This is a genomic window from Fictibacillus nanhaiensis, assembly GCF_036213205.1.
Taxonomy (GTDB): domain Bacteria; phylum Bacillota; class Bacilli; order Bacillales; family Fictibacillaceae; genus Fictibacillus; species Fictibacillus nanhaiensis_E.
Genome location: NZ_JARMFC010000005.1, coordinates 92,253 through 109,675, shown reverse-complemented (window position 1 = coordinate 109,675; position 17,423 = coordinate 92,253). Strand labels below are relative to the sequence as shown.

The following is a 17,423-nucleotide window of genomic DNA, read 5'->3' as shown; positions in this document are numbered from 1 at the left end:
AATGCATGGAGCTATTTATATCGTTATGGGAGAGTTAGATGAAAAGACTTAATTTGCTTTTTATAACGAAAGACCGTTCACAACAGCTTGAGCGAAGTAGTTATTATTTAGAAAGAGAACTGGAAAAAATCACAAATCTCACTAAATGGTATAAAGACGGTCACATTTCTACAATTCTTAATCAACAGGTAGTCAAACCAGATTTTATTCTTATAAATGATTACAAACCTGAATACAGCCCTTATATAAGGGGTTTGAAAGAATTGACGATTCCACACGGCATTCTAATGCATGATTTACACTATAAACTTTCAAAGAGGAATTTCTTGATAGGGCAAGAAAAGCCAGCTCTCATATTCTGTCATTATAGAGACGCATTTAAAAAGTGGCTGCCTGATCATATTGACCGACTTGTTTGGTTTCCTCATCATGTTCCTCTTGATATTTTCCATCGTAATGATGTTACAAAAGATATTCCGCTTCTATTAATAGGTGCCACTTTTCCGCATATATATCCTTTCAGACATAAGTTACTACAACAGTATAATAGGGATCCTCGATTTGTCCTGCATTCTCACCCTGGTTATGGAGAAGTGAAATTAGGGCTATCGGGTGAAAGTTATGCTAGAGAAATCAGCAGGGCAAAAATCTTTTTAACTTGTGATTCTATACATCATTTTCCGTTATTAAAGTATTTTGAAGTACTTGCTTGTGGAACGCTTCTTGCAGGATCTGGTTCTCAAGAATTATCTGAATTAGGATTTATTGATGGCAAAACGTTTGTTCAAATAGACGAGGTAAACTTTCAAGAAAAAATAGATTATTACTTGGAAAATGAGGTCCTGCGTAACCAAATTGTTAACAATGGCCAATCATTAATTCAAGAAAGACACACCACTGAAATAAGAGCGAAACAAATGGTTGATTCTATCCTTAACTACTTACATCAAATGTAAAGGAGGTCTTTACTTTTGGACAAAGTAACTATTATTATTCCTTTTTATAATTGCACGTATATTAATCAAGCAATTGAAAGTGCTCTTAATCAATCATATAAAAATATTGAAATCATAGTCGTAAACGATGGCTCAACGATTCACAATGAAAAAGTATCAGCTTATTTAACAAAGATAAGGTACTTTGAAAAAAAGAATGGTGGGACAGCGTCAGCTTTAAATATGGGGATTAAGCATGCAACCGGCGACTACTTTGCTTGGCTAAGCTCTGATGATATTTTTCATCCAGAGAAAATTGAGAAGCAGCTTCATTTTATGAAAACTGTTCGTGCAGAAGCTACGTATTCAAACTTTTATTTAATCAATGAGTTATCCCATATTATTTCTTCGCCACAGGGTGTGGGGTATCAAACCGAGGCAGACTTTTTAAAAAGAATGAGCAGAGGCTGTGTAATAAATGGCTGTACAGTCATGTTAAAAATGGACGTATTTAGGGAGTTTGGTTTGTTTGATGAAACGTTACTCTATACACAAGATTATGATTACTGGCTAAGGATTCTATCAAGATATAATTTTGTTTATTATCCTGAACCACTTGTGAATTACAGAATTCATAAAAATATGGGTACCAAACAGCATAAGTTGGAAATAAGAAAAGAATTGGTCATAACAACAAAGAAACACAGGTTTAAGATGAATGAATTAATTAAGAATGCTCTCCAAAAATAATATACATTCATAAATAAGAAAAGCCACTTTAAGAAAAGCGGCTTTTTTATCTTAATATTTTCATGAATTCAGCAGCATAGATCTCTAAGTTAAATTGAGATAAATGATCTAACGCATTATGAATGATCTGATTTCTTAATTCTTTATGATCAGTTAGCTCAATGGCTTCTCTAACTGCGGAACCGATATTACCATTTTTGTAGAACTTACCTGTAATATTGTGATTAATAAATGCCTTTACACCATCTGAATCAGAAGTAAGGACAGGACATTTACAGCTCATCGCTTCAATAACCGCATATCCAAACCCTTCTACCTTGGATGTAGATAATAATAAACCTCCGCTATCACCTATTATTGAAAAATAATCTGCCATCTGTTTGTGAGGAATGTTTGCGTGAACCACAACAGAGTTTGCTAATTTATATCGTTCTAGTAATTTATAGAATCTTGTTTTCTCTTGAGGATTTCCAATGGTATCGTCAATAAAAAACCAGAACTTTGCGTTTGGCTTTTGTTTAATGAATCTAGTGGCAAACATAAGAAACTCATCCCAGTTTTTATTCAACTCTAATCTTCCTACCCAGCCTACAACTGGATAAGGCACTGGTGCTAATGAACGGTATCCAAAATCAGATAGATCAAAACAGTTATGAAAACAATATCTTGGAAGAGTTGGATATAGTGTATCTATTAAACTCATGAGGTGAGGTGTCTTAGGGTAAAGGATGCCATTTGAATAATTGATTAGAAACGGTTTCGCTTGATTTAGTATTTTCTCTGCACTTTTGTAACTCCCCAGTCCTTGAACTTCGTAAATCAACTTTCCTTTATATCCAAGATCTCGAATTCTTTTAAGCATGAACATGTCCGAGCTGACAAAGATCGCATCAAAGTTATGAGTTAAAATCTGCTTAATTTCAGCATCATTATTTGTAATATAAGTAGGGATTCGTGAAATGTTTTGCATGCCCGTACCGTTTTGCATATACAGTAAGTGGCACTCAACATCTTGAGAGGATAATGCTTTACAACGTTGACGGTTCAATGTTTCCATCCCGCCACTAGGTAAATAAAAAACAAATAGAATTTTAGCTTTTACCATACTCTAGCTCCTTTAAATCCTTATAAGCCATTGTATGAATGATTGGCAAAGTTGTTCTAAGCACGTCCTTTGAAAGTGCGCCTTTTTTCAATTATACGGGTAGAGGTCTAGTCCACATTGGGAACACAATCATAGTTTAATATAAAGAATTATTATAAATAAGGAAGGAGAGTTTCATTGAAAATAGTAACTATCCTTGGAACACGTCCGGAGATTATACGACTAAGTTTGATCATTAAAAAGCTAGATCATTTAGCAGATCAACATGTTTTAATACACACGGGACAAAATTTCACACCTTCATTAAACGATGTGTTTTTCCAAGAGTTTCAACTTAGACAGCCAGACTATATTTTAATGAAACAACAATTTTCTTTCGGAAATCAAATTGCACATCTGTTTTCAGAGCTAGAGAAAATTTTGTTGCAAGAGAAACCTGACAAAGTTTTGGTTCTAGGTGACACGAACAGTGCTCTATCTTCTATCGTAACAGAAAGGTTAAATATACCGGTTGTTCATATGGAAGCGGGTAACCGATGTTTTGATCTAAACGTACCAGAAGAAAAAAACAGAAAAGTAATTGACGCCATCTCTACTTTTAATCTGCCGTATACCAAATACAGCAGAGAAAACTTAATAAGAGAAGGTGTTCCTGTTAATCGGATTATGGTTTCAGGTAACCCGATCTATGAAGTGTTAACTCAATTTAAAGAACAGATTGATAATAGCAATATTCTAGAAAAATTAAATGTTTCAAAAAGAAATTATATGTTGGTAACGGCCCATCGTGCTGAAAACGTGGACAATCAAGTTCATTTAAATGAAATATTAACTGGTCTAAATTTAGTTGCTGAACATTTTAAAATGCCGGTTATCTGCTCTATCCACCCACGCACCAAATCAAGGATTCTAGAAATGAGCACGGTACAGATGAACTCATTGGTACAATTTCATGAACCCTTTGGATTTTTTGACTTTGTAAAGTTAGAAAAGCACGCATTTTGTGCGCTAACAGATAGCGGGACCGTTCAGGAGGAATGTTGTTTGTTCCAAGTGCCAACCGTAACGATGAGGAATAGTACCGAACGACCGGAAACCGTCGAGTGTGGTAGTAACTGTGTATCAGGTGTTTCGGCCATGCAGATTTTGGCTTCAGTAAAAGTAATGACAAATCAGAAGAAGCAATGGTCCATTCCAGAAGGCTATGGAGATTTAGATGTTTCAGATCGAGTCGTAAAGTTTATTTTAGGAGGAAATAGTATTGTTTAATAAAAGAATTTTAATTACGGGAGGTACTGGGTCTTGGGGTCATGAGCTAGTTAAACAGCTTCTGCCTAAAGAACCAAAAGAGATTATCGTTCTCTCCCGTAATGAAGCAAGCCAAGTAGCTATGCAAAGACAGTTTGATTATAATCCAAAGCTAACATTTATGATTGGTGATATTAGAGATAAAGATTCCTTGTTGAGAGCCAGTGAAGGTATAGATTATATCTATCATCTTGCAGCATTGAAGCATGTGCCAATTTGTGAGCTTCAGCCATATGAGGCACTAAAGAGCAATATTCAAGGAACACAAAACGTAATTGAAACAGCCATTCATCATAAGGTAACAAAAGTGATCTATATATCAACTGATAAAGCAGCTAATCCTTCTAACCTTTACGGAATGACAAAAGCGATCGGTGAAAAGTTAATCATCCATGCAAACCTACTAAGCAAACATACAAGATTCGTTTGTGTAAGAGGTGGAAATGTCTTAGGCACGAATGGTAGTGTTATTCACGTTTTTAAAAGTCAGATTAAGAACAAAGGGCAAGTAGGGATTACTGACTTTGAAATGACACGGTTCTTTTTAACATTAGAAGAAGCGATCTCTTTACTGTTTAAAGCCACATATGAAAGTGTAGGCGGTGAGATCTTTGTTATGAAGATGCCTACGTGTAAAATTACAGATTTAGCACAAGTTCTCATTGATGCTTCAGGAGAAAAAGGAGTAAAGATGATCGAACTAGGAAAACGTCCAGGAGAGAAGCTTCATGAGATCCTGTTGTCTGAATACGAAAGTGCAACAACCGTTCTTTTTGATAACGAATACTTTGTTATTCTACCTACTATTGATATTGAAGGATTGAATGAGCACTATGCGTCTTTTGATAAAGTAGAGCTTGAAAGCTATAGTTCTGAGACGGACTTAATGAATAAGAAAGAGATTCATCAGATGCTTGTTGAAGGTGGATTTCTGACTTGAAGATTATGATTCTAGGTGCGAATGGGATGGCTGGTCATATGATCGCATCCTATTTCAAAAAAAATACAACGCATCATCTTCTGCTGACTTCTAGAGATGGTACACAAGGCCATATCCAGCTTGATGCGACGGATTTAACGCAGATTGCTGAAGTTGTGCAGCATCATAAGCCGGATCTAATTATTAACTGCATCGGTCTATTAAACGAGTACGCTGCCATTCATCAAAGAGATGCAATACTTGTAAATAGTTTACTTCCTCACGAGTTAGCTAAGCAGCTAAATGTTTATGGAGGCAAACTGATCCACATTAGTACAGATTGCGTGTTTAGTGGTCATCAAGGGAACTATAATGAACAATCTATACCAGATGGACTAACGATGTATGCCAAAACAAAACAGCTTGGAGAAATAAAAACACAGCCACATCTAACGATTCGAACATCTATTATTGGTCCTGAGTTAAAGAATGGTATCGGTCTTTTCCATTGGTTTATCCAACAAAAAGGAATTATAAAAGGATTTACTCATGTAAAATGGAATGGTGTGACTACATTAGAACTTGCAAAATTTATAGATCATACTATCAGTAATCCGATTACCGGCCTTTACCACTTAACTGCTCCTGAGGTTCTTTCAAAGTATGATCTTTTGATGATTATCAAGGATATCTATCAAAAGAATGACGTTGATATTATTCCGCATACCGAGCCACGTCTTGATCGAACACTCTATAACACGAGGTTAGATTCAGAATTTAAAGTGGCATCTTATGAAAAACAGGTGCAAGATTTAAAAGATTGGTTGAAATGAAAAAAAGAATTGTAATTACGGGTGCAGCAGGATTTACAGGAAATCACGCGTGTCAACATTTTGCAGATAAAGGATATGAAGTGATAGGAATCGCAAGGAGTTTCCTGTCTAATCTGAAATTTCATGTTGTTACCTGTGATCTATTAGACAAAGAAAAAGTGTCTGAGGTCTTTAATATGTATAAACCTGACTTCTGTCTGCATCTAGCAGGTGTGAATTCGGTACCCTTATCATGGGATAATCCAACAACAACAATCGAAGCTAACGTACTCGGTACCCTTTATTTACTTGAAGCTATACGTAAAGCTGTTCCATTGTGCCGTACAGTTATTGTAAGCTCAGCACTTTCAGGAATAGATCATCCTTATGGTGTAAGTAAAAAACATCAAGAAGAACTCGTGATGGACTGGGCCCATCTATTTGATCTTCAACTTATCGTAGCAAAACCATGTAATTTAATCGGACCAGGCAAATCACCTGGTTTCGTTTCTTTTTTAGCAAATCGTATTATTCAAATGGAATCGTCAGGTAATCATAGTGCGATAAGCATCAGCCACCTTCAAAATGAGCGGGAATTCTTGGATGTTAGAGATGCGATATCAGGTTATGAAGTTCTGTTGAAAAGAGGTACTAAAAGAAAGACATACGAATTAGGGTCAGGAAAGATGACAACATTGTTAGAGGTCGCTGATATCTTCCAAACGTTAACGAAAGAAAGGCTTACTTTTTTAGAGAAAACCGATTCACCAGATAAAAGTCCTCATGTTACCAATTCAAGGCTATTACAAGAGCTTCAATGGCAAAAAAAATATCCAATAGAAATTTCAATCCAACATATTCTTTCTTACTACAGATCCATTGGTTAATAAAACAAGTTATTACACTAAATAGAGCGTCCCTAAATTACGGGGACGCTCTATTTATTTTATTCGTTTATGGTATAGAGCCATATTCATCCAATGCGTATTTCCAGGCTTTATATGCTGACTATAAAAGTGAGTTTCAACTTGATTGCTTAAGACACCACTCAAACTTTTATGGAGAGAACTTAATCGATACATTACTGCGTATGGTTGCATGGTTTTGTTTAACAATAATTTTCCGTATTGAGTACCATTTATAATGGGTCCTGAAGTCAATCGTCCTCGACGGTCATACCAAATTTTATGATTTGTTACCAACATATCTGTTTTAAGAGGTAAGGATTCCATCTTTGTCACCATCTGCTGGAGCGCTTGTGGATCAAGCCAGTCTTCACCTGTCATAAAAAGAACATACTCTCCGATGCAATAATCAAGAGCAATTTCAATCGATCCTGTTTTTCCGCGATGATTTAAAAGCAGTGGAATCATTCTGAAGTCGTGTGTTCGATGAATAGAATCAGGAGTTAAATCGGTGGAACCATCATCCACAATAACAATCTGAAAATCGGTTAATGTTTGCTGAAGAATGCTGTTTAATGCAAGATTAATCGTTTTTACATGATTGTGAGAATAGAGGACAACACTTACTTTTGGCAACTTTCCAATACTCTTTTGAATATCAATACTGCTAGCCATACTCTCCATCGTCAGTTGTTCAGGTGGGATGTTTGTAGTTAGTGCAAATCGTCCATTAAAGCGATATTCCATTATATATTCTGGCAGCAGAACAAAATCACCATGCAAAAGCAAGCGAATCCAAAAATCATGGTCTTGTACGTTAGGGAAATCTACCCGATAGCCTCCAGCTTTTGAGAAAGCTTCACTCGTAAACAAGAATGATGCTCCAATAAAACAATTCTGGAATATCTCTTCTTTTTTCCTTGTCATAAAATGCTCGACATATTCGTACCATGCTTTTGTATAGGTGATTGGTGTTCCATGTTGATCAATACGTCTATAAAAGGAATACACTAATACCGTTTCCTTTGAGGCTTGATCCATCGTTTGAACTAATCGCTCTAAAAAGTTTGGATCATGCCTGTTATCACTTGATATCCATGTCAGATAAGGACAATCTTTTACAAGTTCAAAGCCCTCATTTAAAGAAGGAGAAATTCCAAGATTCACCTTTCGATCCACGATTTCATATGGGATGGTTAAAAGCTTGCTTGCCTCTTTTATAGCGGTGACCGTTTCATCATTAGGTCCATCAAGAACAATTACAAGTTTATAATCACGAAAAGTTTGTTTTTCCATTGATTGTATACATTCAAAAATATACTCCCTTTCCTGATGATATACGGGGAGTACAACGCCTACTTTCACTAAAGTTCCTCCTAAATTTCAATTACTCTATGAATGGTAATGTCATAGTGCGATACAAGCATTCTATTCATCTATCTATGAATCGGACTGGTTATTTTGGTAAATAAATTTTCTCTATTAAGATTTATTTTAAAGTAGATGCTGTAGGAATTCTCAGTAGCTCTTGAATGTAGTTGATTTCAGGATACTCGCTTTCCGCAGGGCGTGCGGCGGGCCTTCTGATGCATTGCATCTTTTGAAGTCTCACCTGTCCGGCTCGTCCTGCTGGAGTCTCGTACCTTACACTCCAATCAACTTGTCAGGGAAGTACAAGAAACTAAGGACCTAATGAGAAATTACTTTTGTAGCATTAATGATATACTCACAAAACTTGTCTAACCTTCATACACTAGAATGATTAGCAACGGCTAATGAATTAATAGTTGAGGTGAAATCCATGCTCCTTCTTCCTCATGGTGGAAGTTTAGTATATAGACAGAATGCCAATGACGATTACAATCAAAACCAAATAAAAATTGAATTAGATCCAATCAGCTTATCCGATTTAGAATGTCTTTCTAACGGTGCGTTTAGTCCACTTGATTCTTTTATGAACAAGGCTGATTACGAGGCTGTTGTACATCATATGAGGTTATCCAACGGAATTCCTTGGAGTGTTCCAATAACGTTACCTGTCACTGAAGACAAAGCTAAACAATTAACAAAACAGCATGAAGCTTTATTGATTTATGAAAATACGATTTATGGAAAATTAGAAATAAAGGATATCTTTAAACCTGACAAACTTCTAGAAGTGAGAAATGTCTATCGTACGGAGGATCAAACGCATCCAGGGGTACGCAATGTAATGAATAGAGGAAGCTGGTACGTAGGAGGACGTGTTACTTTGGTGAACAATCCCCACCGAAAAGTTAATTCTTCTTATTATTTAGATCCTAAAGAAACAAGGGAGCAATTTAATAAGAATGGGTGGGAAAAGATTGTTGGTTTTCAAACCAGAAATCCGATTCATCGTGCGCACGAATATTTACAAAAAACAGCTTTAGAACAAATGGACGGGCTCTTATTACATCCTTTAGTAGGCGAGACTAAAAAAGATGACATACCTGCAGAGGTTAGGATGAAGTCTTATGAAGCACTTCTTCAGCAATATTATCCGAAAAATCGTGTTCTGTTGAGTGCGTTTCCTGGATCGATGAGATACGCGGGTCCACGTGAGGCGATCTTTCATTCCATCATAAGAAAAAATTATGGATGCAGCCATATTATAATAGGAAGAGATCATGCCGGAGTCGGAAATTTTTATGGTCCTTATGATGCGCAGCATATTTTTGCAGAGTTTAGTAAGGAGGAGTTAGGAATAACACCTATTTTCTTTGAGAATAGTTTTTATTGCACGAAATGTGGAGCTATGGCGACTATTAAAACGTGTCCTCATGACGAAATGGACAGACTTACATTATCAGGAACAAAAGTGAGAGAGATGCTTAAAAATAACGAACCGATTTCAACCAATTTTAGCAGGAGTGAAGTCATCTCTATATTACGCGATTATTATGCTTAATAAAAAGTTATGGAGGCTAAAGAATTGAGTCTAGATGATAAAAATATAACATGGCAACAGCATAATGTGACCAAGGAAATGAGACAGAAACTTCATGGTCATAAGAGCTTTGTACTTTGGTTTACAGGTCTTTCTGGTTCCGGAAAATCAACGATAGCTTCCGAAGTCGAAAAAATGTTATACAAAAGAAATCACAGTACCATGTTACTTGACGGTGATAATGTTAGACACGGATTGAATCAAGATCTAACTTTCTCTAAAGAAGCAAGAACGGAGAACATCAGAAGAATTGGAGAAGTAACCAAGTTATTTGTTGAAGGTGGTTCGATCGTTTTAGTTGCAGCTATTTCTCCTATTGCTGCAGATCGAGATGCAGTTAGGAGTTTGTTGTCTAGTGAAGAATTTGTAGAGGTCTATATAGATTGCAGTCTTTTAGAATGTGAAAAACGAGATCCAAAAGGGCTATATAAAAAGGTAAGAGAAGGATTGATCACCAATTTTACGGGTATCTCTGATCCTTACGAAGCCCCGGCTTCTCCTGAGATCATTGTAAAAACAGAGCGTCTTGGAGTAAAAGAGTGTGCCGAACTAGTCATAAATTATTTGGTGGAAAAAAAATATATCTCATAAAGAAAAAGCTGCACCCTTAAGGGGACAGCTTTTTAATTAGATTTTTTAGGTTTCCACGTTACTTTACCACATGAACTGCAGCCTTTCTTTACAGGGGGATTAATTAAAGACTGATTCTTTCCTGCGTTGTTCAATTTCTTTGTTTTAATCTCCGCATAAAGCTTTTGTAAATCGTCTTTATTCACTTCTGATCTCTCCTCTTAATTGAATATCTCGGCGCATTGCCATTATATTCTCAATCGGAGGACGGGGTGTTTTTATTCGGCTGAAATGGACGAATGACTGATGTTTTCTTTGAATCGGAAGTACTCCTTTTAAAGGGTTGAATCGTTTTTTCAGTTGGGCTGTTAGATTTAAAAGGGCTGATTGGACTTGCATTTCTTGTTAATAGTTTGCTTTGCTCATAGGGTTTTGGGATCTGATTTGTAATGAGCGCTCCAGCTGATGAGAAAGGTCGAATTTGTGGAACAGTTGCTTTTGGTGCATCTAATCTTTTATTAACAGGCTGCGGTAAGGGTGCTTCATAAAAAAGATCTTCTTTCTTGTTTTGTACAGGAGAAGAAGAGGTTATTGGCTTCTGTTGATATTCTACGTTTAGTGTTTCTACAACTTCGCTCTTTACCGGGATTTGAACGGCTGCAAAATATGAATTAATAGGTTTTAAGACTTTGTTCGCACATGAAAAGAATGTTGCTTCTGATACAGATGAAAGGGATTCAAATGAAACACGTAAAAAGGTTTGGATGACTAAATAGCTGATCCACTCTACAATTTGTGCTTCATACGAGGGTTGAACAGCTAGGAAGAGAGGGCCGTCTTTTCTTTTTAGTGTTATGCCTTTGTGTATACCGGCTTGAACAGGCAATCTGAAAATAGGTGTAGGGTTTAAATAATACAGTTGTTTCTCAGGTGTATTCAGAGCAAGTGGCATAGGATGACCGCTATGGAAATCTACATAAAAACGGTGGTCACATTTTACATGATCATCTGTTGTAATTCTAATTCCTGTATGGCTTAAGTGCTGCTCTAATTCTTTAACTTTCTTCTGTGTTAGCCCTTGAATACCAAACATAAATGTCGAAAGAGCTTCTGTAATCGTTTCTCCATCATCTGAGATCTTTAATCCCCAATAAGGCAATAAAAGACATAAAGCCTCATATTCTATAGATGATAACTCACATACCTTCTTATCTTGATACCAGATTGGTCTCATGATAGCTTCCTCCTTAACGCTTATCTATAAAAATAGGCTTTCGTTTCTGTGTCATTACCCACTCTATTTCCATAGTATGTATGGAATCTTCAGATCATGATGAGGAAAGGAAGGGAAACAATGGGAAATAATCATAAACACTTGCAGGATGAGTGTATCCGCGTTCAGAAAGTTTACGACTGGGTGACAGATACACTAAACGTAAGAAAGACCGTTTCTTTTACTCCTGAACAAATTAAAGCTATAGAAGAAGCATTGGATGATCCTTCACGCAGACCGTTAAGACATGTTACGAAAGTACCTAAAACTCCTCCAGCATTCCCGCTAACAGGTGAAACAAACGAAGCATGCCCTGAACTTTATCTATGCGAGCAAGTTGGAGATAAAAGAGATGTAACAGTAGCACTTAACGGAGGTTTTGCTGAAGCGCAGCTAGTAGAGCTACTTTTTACAACGGATATTAAAGTTCAAGTTGTAGATCGTAACGGGGTAATCGTAGTAGAGCAGATGGTAAACGCATCAGTATTTGAGTCATTCGTCTTGTGTTATCCAGATGGAACAGACTTATACTGTCGTATTACTAAGATCTTTGCTCGCATCCCTTCAGGCACTGTATTGTTAAATAGTCCATCACCAACTTCATTCGTGGTAGACATTACGTTCTGTGTTGATATCCAAGTAGAAGCTGAAGTTAAACTAGAGGTATTAGCGAAGTTCTGCTCACCTCGTGAAAATGATCTAAATGCAGAGGAAAGCGAGGGAGAAATGTGTCCAGAGGTAGTGTTTCCACAACAATGCCCGGACATATATCCCAGGCCAGGCTGCCTGTGTAGATCACGAGGAACTGCTAACGGATTAACGTCAGAAGATGATGGTGCAACAGAAACTGGCAGAGCAACAATATCCGTTGAGATCTGTCCGAATTACAACCTATCAGGAAGCAGATTTCAATTATCTCTAAATGATTCTGGATATACAGCTACAGAATTCACACAAGATACACTTTGCTGTGATGAATATGCTGGTGGAACAAGGTTGACTGTTTCAGGTAGAGGGACAATGGATGCTTCAGGAGAACAGTATCAATTTAACCTTGCTATCGTTGAGACAGAAGAAGGAAATCAATTTGAGGTAGAACTTATTGACAGAGCAGGAACGAAAATATTTTCTACAGGTGTTGTAAAAGCAGATTCAGGAGAAATCGTTATAGAAAACTGTTTGCAACATCAATAATAATTGGATCTGAAGAAAAGAAGACCTGCGGCACTTACCTGCAGGTCTTTCTTGTTCATGAAAAAAATGTGAACGAATGGTTATGGCTTACATACAATAGGGAAAGAGCCTAATTATGCAAGGGGGAAGATGCATGGGGACGAAGGATAAATTAAGTTATGAGCGGCTCATTTCTAGAGTTGATTATTACAAAGATAAGGCACTTGATCTTGAAAAGAAGCTTGTATTTGCTGAAGAAACCATAGAAAAGCTGGAAAGTGAAACGAATAATGATCGATCCCTTAAAATAATCGAAGAGAATGAGAAAGAACTCCAAGGATTAAGAAAACAAGTTGAAGAACTTACAAGAAAACTAAAACGGTTAGAAGAACATGAAATGGAAAAAAGAATGCAGAGTTATGAAGAATTATTAAAAAGTATTCAAGATGAAATGAACGATAAAGATCAACAGATCAATCTGTATCAACAGCGCATCAAAAGTATGGAAAAAAGGATTAACTTAAATCGTACGTCTGAACCGGTTCTTGAAGAGCTTGATACGGAACAAAACGCAGAACCACAGAAGAAAGAAGGCTTAAACAGTGCGTGCTATTTCGACTATTCGGTAATTTTCACAAAAGATAAGAAGGGGTTTATTAGAGGCTCATTCTTTATCGAAAATACTGGGACAGAGACATTGGAAAATCCTTATATTTGTTTCCGATTTCAACCTGCAGAAGCTTGTGCTTTAAAAGGGAAAATCATATCATTAATCGCATCACCTTCACAGGAAGAAATGACTCAGTCTATTTGGATGTACATGGATAATGAATGGGCGGAAAAAGCAAAAGAACGGGGAGAGATGTGGATCTGTCCATTACGTGAAACCAAGTTTAAAAGTGGTGACAAACTTTCTTTGGATGATTTCAAAATTCCTTTTAAGAGTGGTATCGATGAAAATATTACGGTAGAAGCGTTCGTATATTTTCATAAACAAAACTATCGAACAAAAGCAGTTAACCATATAGCGATTAACTTTTAGTGAGACAGCCTATAACCAACTCGTTAGACTTGCATATGATGTAGTATACGAGGAGGTTGAAACATGGAAGATTGTTATTATTGTAAAAGGAAGAAGAAGCATAAAAAACATAAGAAGGTTTATGCTGATAAAGTAATCATTAAAGCAGACAAAGTTATTATTCATGAGAAGAAGATAGAGTGCGAATCAAGCTCTAGCAAATGCGAGTCTAGTCATAAACATGAGTCTAGTCATAAACATGAGTCTAGTCATAAACATGAGTCTAGTCATAAACATGAATCTAGCCATAAGCACGAGTCATCTTCTAAACATGAATCTAGTCATAAACACGAATCCAGCTCAAAGCATGAGTCTTCTTCAAAGTATGAATCTTCTTCTAGCTCTAGTTCCAGCTCAAGTTCAAGTTCAAGCAATGGCTGCCACTATGATCCTTGGATTTAAGCAATCCGAATGTTTTCTATGAGTACTCAGAACAGAGTGCTCTTTTTTTTTGAATACCAACTAAAAAAACATATTTTTAGAAGGAAAAGGGTAAGAAATAAAGAAGTAATGATAAAGGAGAGGATACCTATGGGTTATATCTTGCCGTACCTACCAATTCAGCAGTTGCAATATGCTAGTCGGATGGAAAAAGCTGAAAGAGGTTTGCCTATTGTTGCTAGTGTTCCTCCAATACAAAATGAAGACGTACGCTCTTTTCAGAATAAGAAGAGATTAACATTTGAAGGGAAAAATTCTTTTGATCAGATCTTAAGTGAAATGGAAGGTAAAGGGAATATAATTAACGAAACCATATGATGGATGGTTTCTTTTTTTTGTTTAGAACGATTTTTATACAATGCTTTACCAGAAGGTGGTTGCTACGTTTCAAGCGCTCGCTTTCCGGGGCCGTGCGGTGCCCTATGAGTCACCCATCGTACACGTCAATCGACTTCTCGCTGATGCCTTTTTAAAGAAATAAGGATACGTAATAGAGTAGACAAGTATATACATTAATGATCACAAAGGTTTGGAGTGTTAATTATGGAATTTATTGAACTTTCGAGGGGCTGTTTTTATTTCAAGAGTGCCGTTAATATTGGGTATATCGTAAATGATGATAATAGCAAAGGAATGTTAATAGATGCTGGTTTGGAAACATCAGCAGCCAAAAAAGTGATAAAGCAACTTCAGAAAGAAAAGCTTCCGTTGACCCATTTGTTTATTACTCATGCACATGCGGACCATTTTGGAGGAGCTCAATATATACAACAAAAAGAAGATGTATATACAATTGCCCCGGCAATAGAGGAAGCAATCATGAGGAATCCTCTACTAGAACCGATCTATTTATCACAAGGAAATTTCCCGTTAAAAGAAATGCGGAATAAATTTTTAGAAGCACCAGCAATACGTGTAGATGAGATATGCTCACAAGGGTGTCTAGAACTATTTTCTGACGTTCAAGTTATTCATCTTCCAGGTCATAGTTATAATCAACATGGCATTCTATTCCACGGTATTTTATATGCTGCAGACGCTTTTTTAGGTATAGATGTACTCGCGAAGCATAAGATACCTTTTATCGTTGACGCAAGTGAAAACATGGCAACCTTAAAAAAGCTCAAGAAGCTCGATGTGGAAGGGATGGTTCCTGGGCATGGAAGTTATGTTACTGAGTATCAGAATGTAATTTCAGATAACATACATATACATGAAACCATCACATCAACAGTACTTGAGGAGATCATACAATCAAGTAGATCTGGAATATCATTAGAGAATTTAGTCGCTGTCATGCTGACGAAATATGAAGTTAAACCTCCCAACTTAGGGGCATATTCATTATTTCGAACGGCAATCTCGGCACATATTATTCAACTGCTAGAGAACGGAAGTGCGGCGTATAAGATTACAAACGGACGGCCGATTATTTTTTCGGCTTCGTACAAGGCATGACTAACAGTTCACCTTCTGAGAATTCCGCATAAACAATACCTTCCACTTTGGAGTAGCCTTGTTTCTGTAGAAGCTCGTATAATTCACTTTTTGAGAGTCCGGCTGTTGAAAGGTTATCATGGTTAAGTTCTCCGTCTAGTATAAGCGTAACGGGGAGTTCAGGTTGTTCTTCTGAGCTTAGGTTCAAATCCTGTCTGTTTGGAGGGCCGTATTGGTATTTTGGTAATATGCTTAATGATCCATTAGATTCGAGGATGGCATATTCTACTTCTCTTAGTCCAAAAAACCCTTTTTGCCTAACTAAGTTTTGAAGTTGGTTGATATCCAATTTACTCTTTTTAAGCATGTCACGATCAATCAGTCCGTTTCGAATGACGATAGTAGGCGCACCTTCTAGAAACTGTCGAGTTCCTTTAAATTTTTGAGAAATAATCTCAACTACATAAACCATCGAGCCCCATATCACAATGGCATATAAGATGACGAATATAGAAGTCTCATCATCATACATAGCATTACCAACTAATTCACCTAGGAAAATAGAGGATATAAAATCAAATGGCGTTATCTGTGAGATCTGAGTTTTTCCTAATACTTTTGTTAATAAAAAAAGAGCGATAAATCCTATGATAAGTTCGGTCGTCAATTGCCCAACGTGAATGTCCATCAACCTTAGTCTCCTCAAACGAACGTTTTATTGTACAGTTTTGACGAGATTAGACAGTTATAAACAAAAAAGCATGGAATTCGCCACTACGACGATTTCAATGCTTTTTTCATTGCTACATGTGGGATGTTAGCGTCTAGAAAGGGTTCTTTTGATGTTGTGAAGTACCCTAGTTTTTTATAAAAGTCTTCTGCTTGAGTTTGTGCATATAATATAAGGCTTGGTAAAGAACGTTCGATAGCTACTGCTTCCATTGCTTTCATTAGTTCTTCTCCTAATCCCTTTTTTCGATGTGAAGACAATATACAGACTCGTTCTACTTTTCCCTCTCCGTTTACTTCACGAAGCCTAGCTGCACCAATTGGTTTCTCATGGTCGTAAAGAACAAAATGCAGGGAGACATCTTCGTTATTGTCAATTTCTTCTTTTTCATCAATCTGCTGTTCACGAACAAAAACATCTTTTCTAACAGCTAGAGCATCTTTAAAGCCTTGTTCACTCGTTGAATACGTTTTAATCAATCTAGTTAAACTCCTTTTCCAAGTCGAAATGTTTCATAGACCGTCCAAGACCCGTTATCAAGTTGATAGAGCAATTGGAAACGATCGATACGTTCTTCATGTTCAATATCAATCATACGCAAACGTTCTAGAACGTCCGAATGTTCTTCATCCGATAGCTTTTGTCCAAGTGTTAAATGCGGTACGAAGTTGTATGGTTGCTGGTGTTCAAGTGGACCTGAATATAACTGCTCATGCAACGATTTTATCTCATCCGCTTCATTCACTTTTAAAAAGATAACATTATTAACAGGGTGGAAAGATCCTACTTTATTAATCATGATTGAAAACGGATCTATATTCTTTGCAACAGATGAAATGTAAGAGATATGCTCTTGTATTTCTTCCTCGGTAGCCTCATAAGGCTCCTTAAGTGTGATATGAGGTGCGATAAGGGCATAATGCGGATCATAACGCTTTCGGTAGGAATTCACTTTATCTTGTAAATTTTTTGATGGAAAAATTGCAATGCCGTATTTCATATTTCTTCCTCCCTCA

Annotated in this window: 20 protein-coding genes; 13 read left to right on the top strand and 7 right to left on the bottom strand. The window is 36.7% G+C overall.

The genetic code is table 11. From position 1 onward, the window contains the following. The first annotated feature begins 38 nt into the window (after positions 1–38). Positions 39–956, top strand: a complete 918-nt coding sequence (locus tag P4V41_RS05035; RefSeq protein ID WP_328083694.1) for a glycosyltransferase — start codon at positions 39–41, stop codon at positions 954–956. Positions 957–971: 15 nt separating this feature from the next. Then, complete coding sequence (locus tag P4V41_RS05030; protein ID WP_328083693.1) at positions 972–1,685, top strand: glycosyltransferase family A protein; 714 nt, start codon at positions 972–974, stop codon at positions 1,683–1,685. A gap of 46 nt (positions 1,686–1,731) precedes the next feature. Here P4V41_RS05030 and P4V41_RS05025 read toward each other — a convergent pair whose 3' ends face one another. Next, a complete protein-coding gene (locus P4V41_RS05025) occupies positions 1,732–2,790 on the bottom strand; it encodes a glycosyltransferase family 4 protein (protein ID WP_328083692.1) in 1,059 nt (352 codons plus the stop codon). 177 nt (positions 2,791–2,967) lie between these two features. Between P4V41_RS05025 and wecB the strand changes: the two genes are divergently transcribed. Genes wecB through P4V41_RS05005 form a run of 4 tightly spaced genes read left to right on the top strand, consistent with a single transcriptional unit; the run spans position 2,968 to position 6,716 of the window. Then, entirely contained in the window at positions 2,968–4,059 is a 1,092-nt protein-coding gene (wecB, locus tag P4V41_RS05020; protein WP_328083691.1) for a non-hydrolyzing UDP-N-acetylglucosamine 2-epimerase, read from the top strand. Beyond that, complete coding sequence (locus P4V41_RS05015; RefSeq protein WP_328083690.1) at positions 4,052–5,038, top strand: polysaccharide biosynthesis protein; 987 nt, start codon at positions 4,052–4,054, stop codon at positions 5,036–5,038. The genes wecB and P4V41_RS05015 overlap by 8 nt, the downstream gene beginning before the upstream one ends. Positions 5,039–5,043: 5 nt before the next feature. Beyond that, positions 5,044–5,850, top strand: coding sequence for an SDR family oxidoreductase (locus P4V41_RS05010; protein ID WP_328084030.1), 807 nt, complete (start codon positions 5,044–5,046; stop codon positions 5,848–5,850). Continuing rightward, positions 5,847–6,716, top strand: a complete 870-nt coding sequence (locus P4V41_RS05005; protein WP_328083689.1) for an NAD-dependent epimerase/dehydratase family protein — start codon at positions 5,847–5,849, stop codon at positions 6,714–6,716. Before P4V41_RS05010 ends, P4V41_RS05005 begins: the two co-directional genes overlap by 4 nt. A 54-nt stretch (positions 6,717–6,770) precedes the next feature. Here the strand turns inward: P4V41_RS05005 and P4V41_RS05000 are convergent, their stop codons facing one another. Further along, entirely contained in the window at positions 6,771–8,099 is a 1,329-nt protein-coding gene (locus tag P4V41_RS05000) for a glycosyltransferase family 2 protein (protein WP_328083688.1), read from the bottom strand. 436 nt (positions 8,100–8,535) lie between these two features. On the opposite strand from P4V41_RS05000, the gene sat reads away from it, so the two are divergent. Both sat and cysC read left to right on the top strand, forming a co-directional pair. After that, positions 8,536–9,663: a sulfate adenylyltransferase gene (gene sat, locus P4V41_RS04995; protein ID WP_328083687.1), complete on the top strand. Its 1,128-nt coding sequence runs from the start codon at positions 8,536–8,538 to the stop codon at positions 9,661–9,663. A gap of 24 nt (positions 9,664–9,687) precedes the next feature. Beyond that, entirely contained in the window at positions 9,688–10,293 is a 606-nt protein-coding gene (cysC, locus tag P4V41_RS04990) for an adenylyl-sulfate kinase (RefSeq protein WP_328083686.1), read from the top strand. 32 nt (positions 10,294–10,325) lie between these two features. Here cysC and P4V41_RS04985 read toward each other — a convergent pair whose 3' ends face one another. Together P4V41_RS04985 and P4V41_RS04980 are read right to left on the bottom strand one after the other, a co-directional pair. Then, positions 10,326–10,478 carry a hypothetical protein gene (locus P4V41_RS04985; protein WP_328083685.1) on the bottom strand — a complete coding sequence of 51 codons (153 nt, stop codon included), beginning with the start codon at positions 10,476–10,478 and terminating at the stop codon, positions 10,326–10,328. Between the two features lie 50 nt (positions 10,479–10,528). Further along, positions 10,529–11,506 (bottom strand): hypothetical protein, encoded by a 978-nt coding sequence (locus tag P4V41_RS04980; protein WP_328083684.1) that lies wholly within the window; start codon positions 11,504–11,506, stop codon positions 10,529–10,531. Between the two features lie 120 nt (positions 11,507–11,626). Here P4V41_RS04980 and P4V41_RS04975 point away from each other — a divergent pair, with 120 nt between their 5' ends. The 5 genes from P4V41_RS04975 (at position 11,627) to P4V41_RS04955 (ending at position 15,698) form a co-directional block, all read left to right on the top strand. After that, positions 11,627–12,739, top strand: coding sequence for a hypothetical protein (locus P4V41_RS04975; RefSeq protein ID WP_328083683.1), 1,113 nt, complete (start codon positions 11,627–11,629; stop codon positions 12,737–12,739). 133 nt (positions 12,740–12,872) lie between these two features. After that, on the top strand, positions 12,873–13,760 hold the full coding sequence (locus tag P4V41_RS04970) for a hypothetical protein (RefSeq protein WP_328083682.1): 888 nt from the start codon (positions 12,873–12,875) through the stop codon (positions 13,758–13,760). Positions 13,761–13,823: 63 nt separating this feature from the next. Continuing rightward, on the top strand, positions 13,824–14,201 hold the full coding sequence (locus tag P4V41_RS04965) for a hypothetical protein (RefSeq protein ID WP_328083681.1): 378 nt from the start codon (positions 13,824–13,826) through the stop codon (positions 14,199–14,201). Positions 14,202–14,330: 129 nt separating this feature from the next. Further along, on the top strand, positions 14,331–14,558 hold the full coding sequence (locus tag P4V41_RS04960; RefSeq protein WP_328083680.1) for a hypothetical protein: 228 nt from the start codon (positions 14,331–14,333) through the stop codon (positions 14,556–14,558). Between the two features lie 225 nt (positions 14,559–14,783). Next, the gene (locus tag P4V41_RS04955) at positions 14,784–15,698 is read left to right on the top strand and encodes an MBL fold metallo-hydrolase (RefSeq protein ID WP_328083679.1); all 915 of its coding nucleotides are present in this window, start codon (positions 14,784–14,786) and stop codon (positions 15,696–15,698) included. Here the strand turns inward: P4V41_RS04955 and P4V41_RS04950 are convergent. The 3 genes from P4V41_RS04950 to P4V41_RS04940 all read right to left on the bottom strand — a co-directional run bounded on the left by P4V41_RS04950 (position 15,670) and on the right by P4V41_RS04940 (position 17,407). Next, the gene (locus P4V41_RS04950; RefSeq protein WP_328083678.1) at positions 15,670–16,365 is read right to left on the bottom strand and encodes a DUF421 domain-containing protein; all 696 of its coding nucleotides are present in this window, start codon (positions 16,363–16,365) and stop codon (positions 15,670–15,672) included. The genes P4V41_RS04955 and P4V41_RS04950 overlap by 29 nt on opposite strands. An 86-nt stretch (positions 16,366–16,451) precedes the next feature. Beyond that, positions 16,452–16,886, bottom strand: coding sequence for a GNAT family N-acetyltransferase (locus P4V41_RS04945; protein ID WP_328083677.1), 435 nt, complete (start codon positions 16,884–16,886; stop codon positions 16,452–16,454). Positions 16,887–16,891: 5 nt separating this feature from the next. After that, the gene (locus P4V41_RS04940) at positions 16,892–17,407 is read right to left on the bottom strand and encodes a YjcG family protein (protein ID WP_328083676.1); all 516 of its coding nucleotides are present in this window, start codon (positions 17,405–17,407) and stop codon (positions 16,892–16,894) included. Positions 17,408–17,423 lie beyond the last annotated feature (16 nt).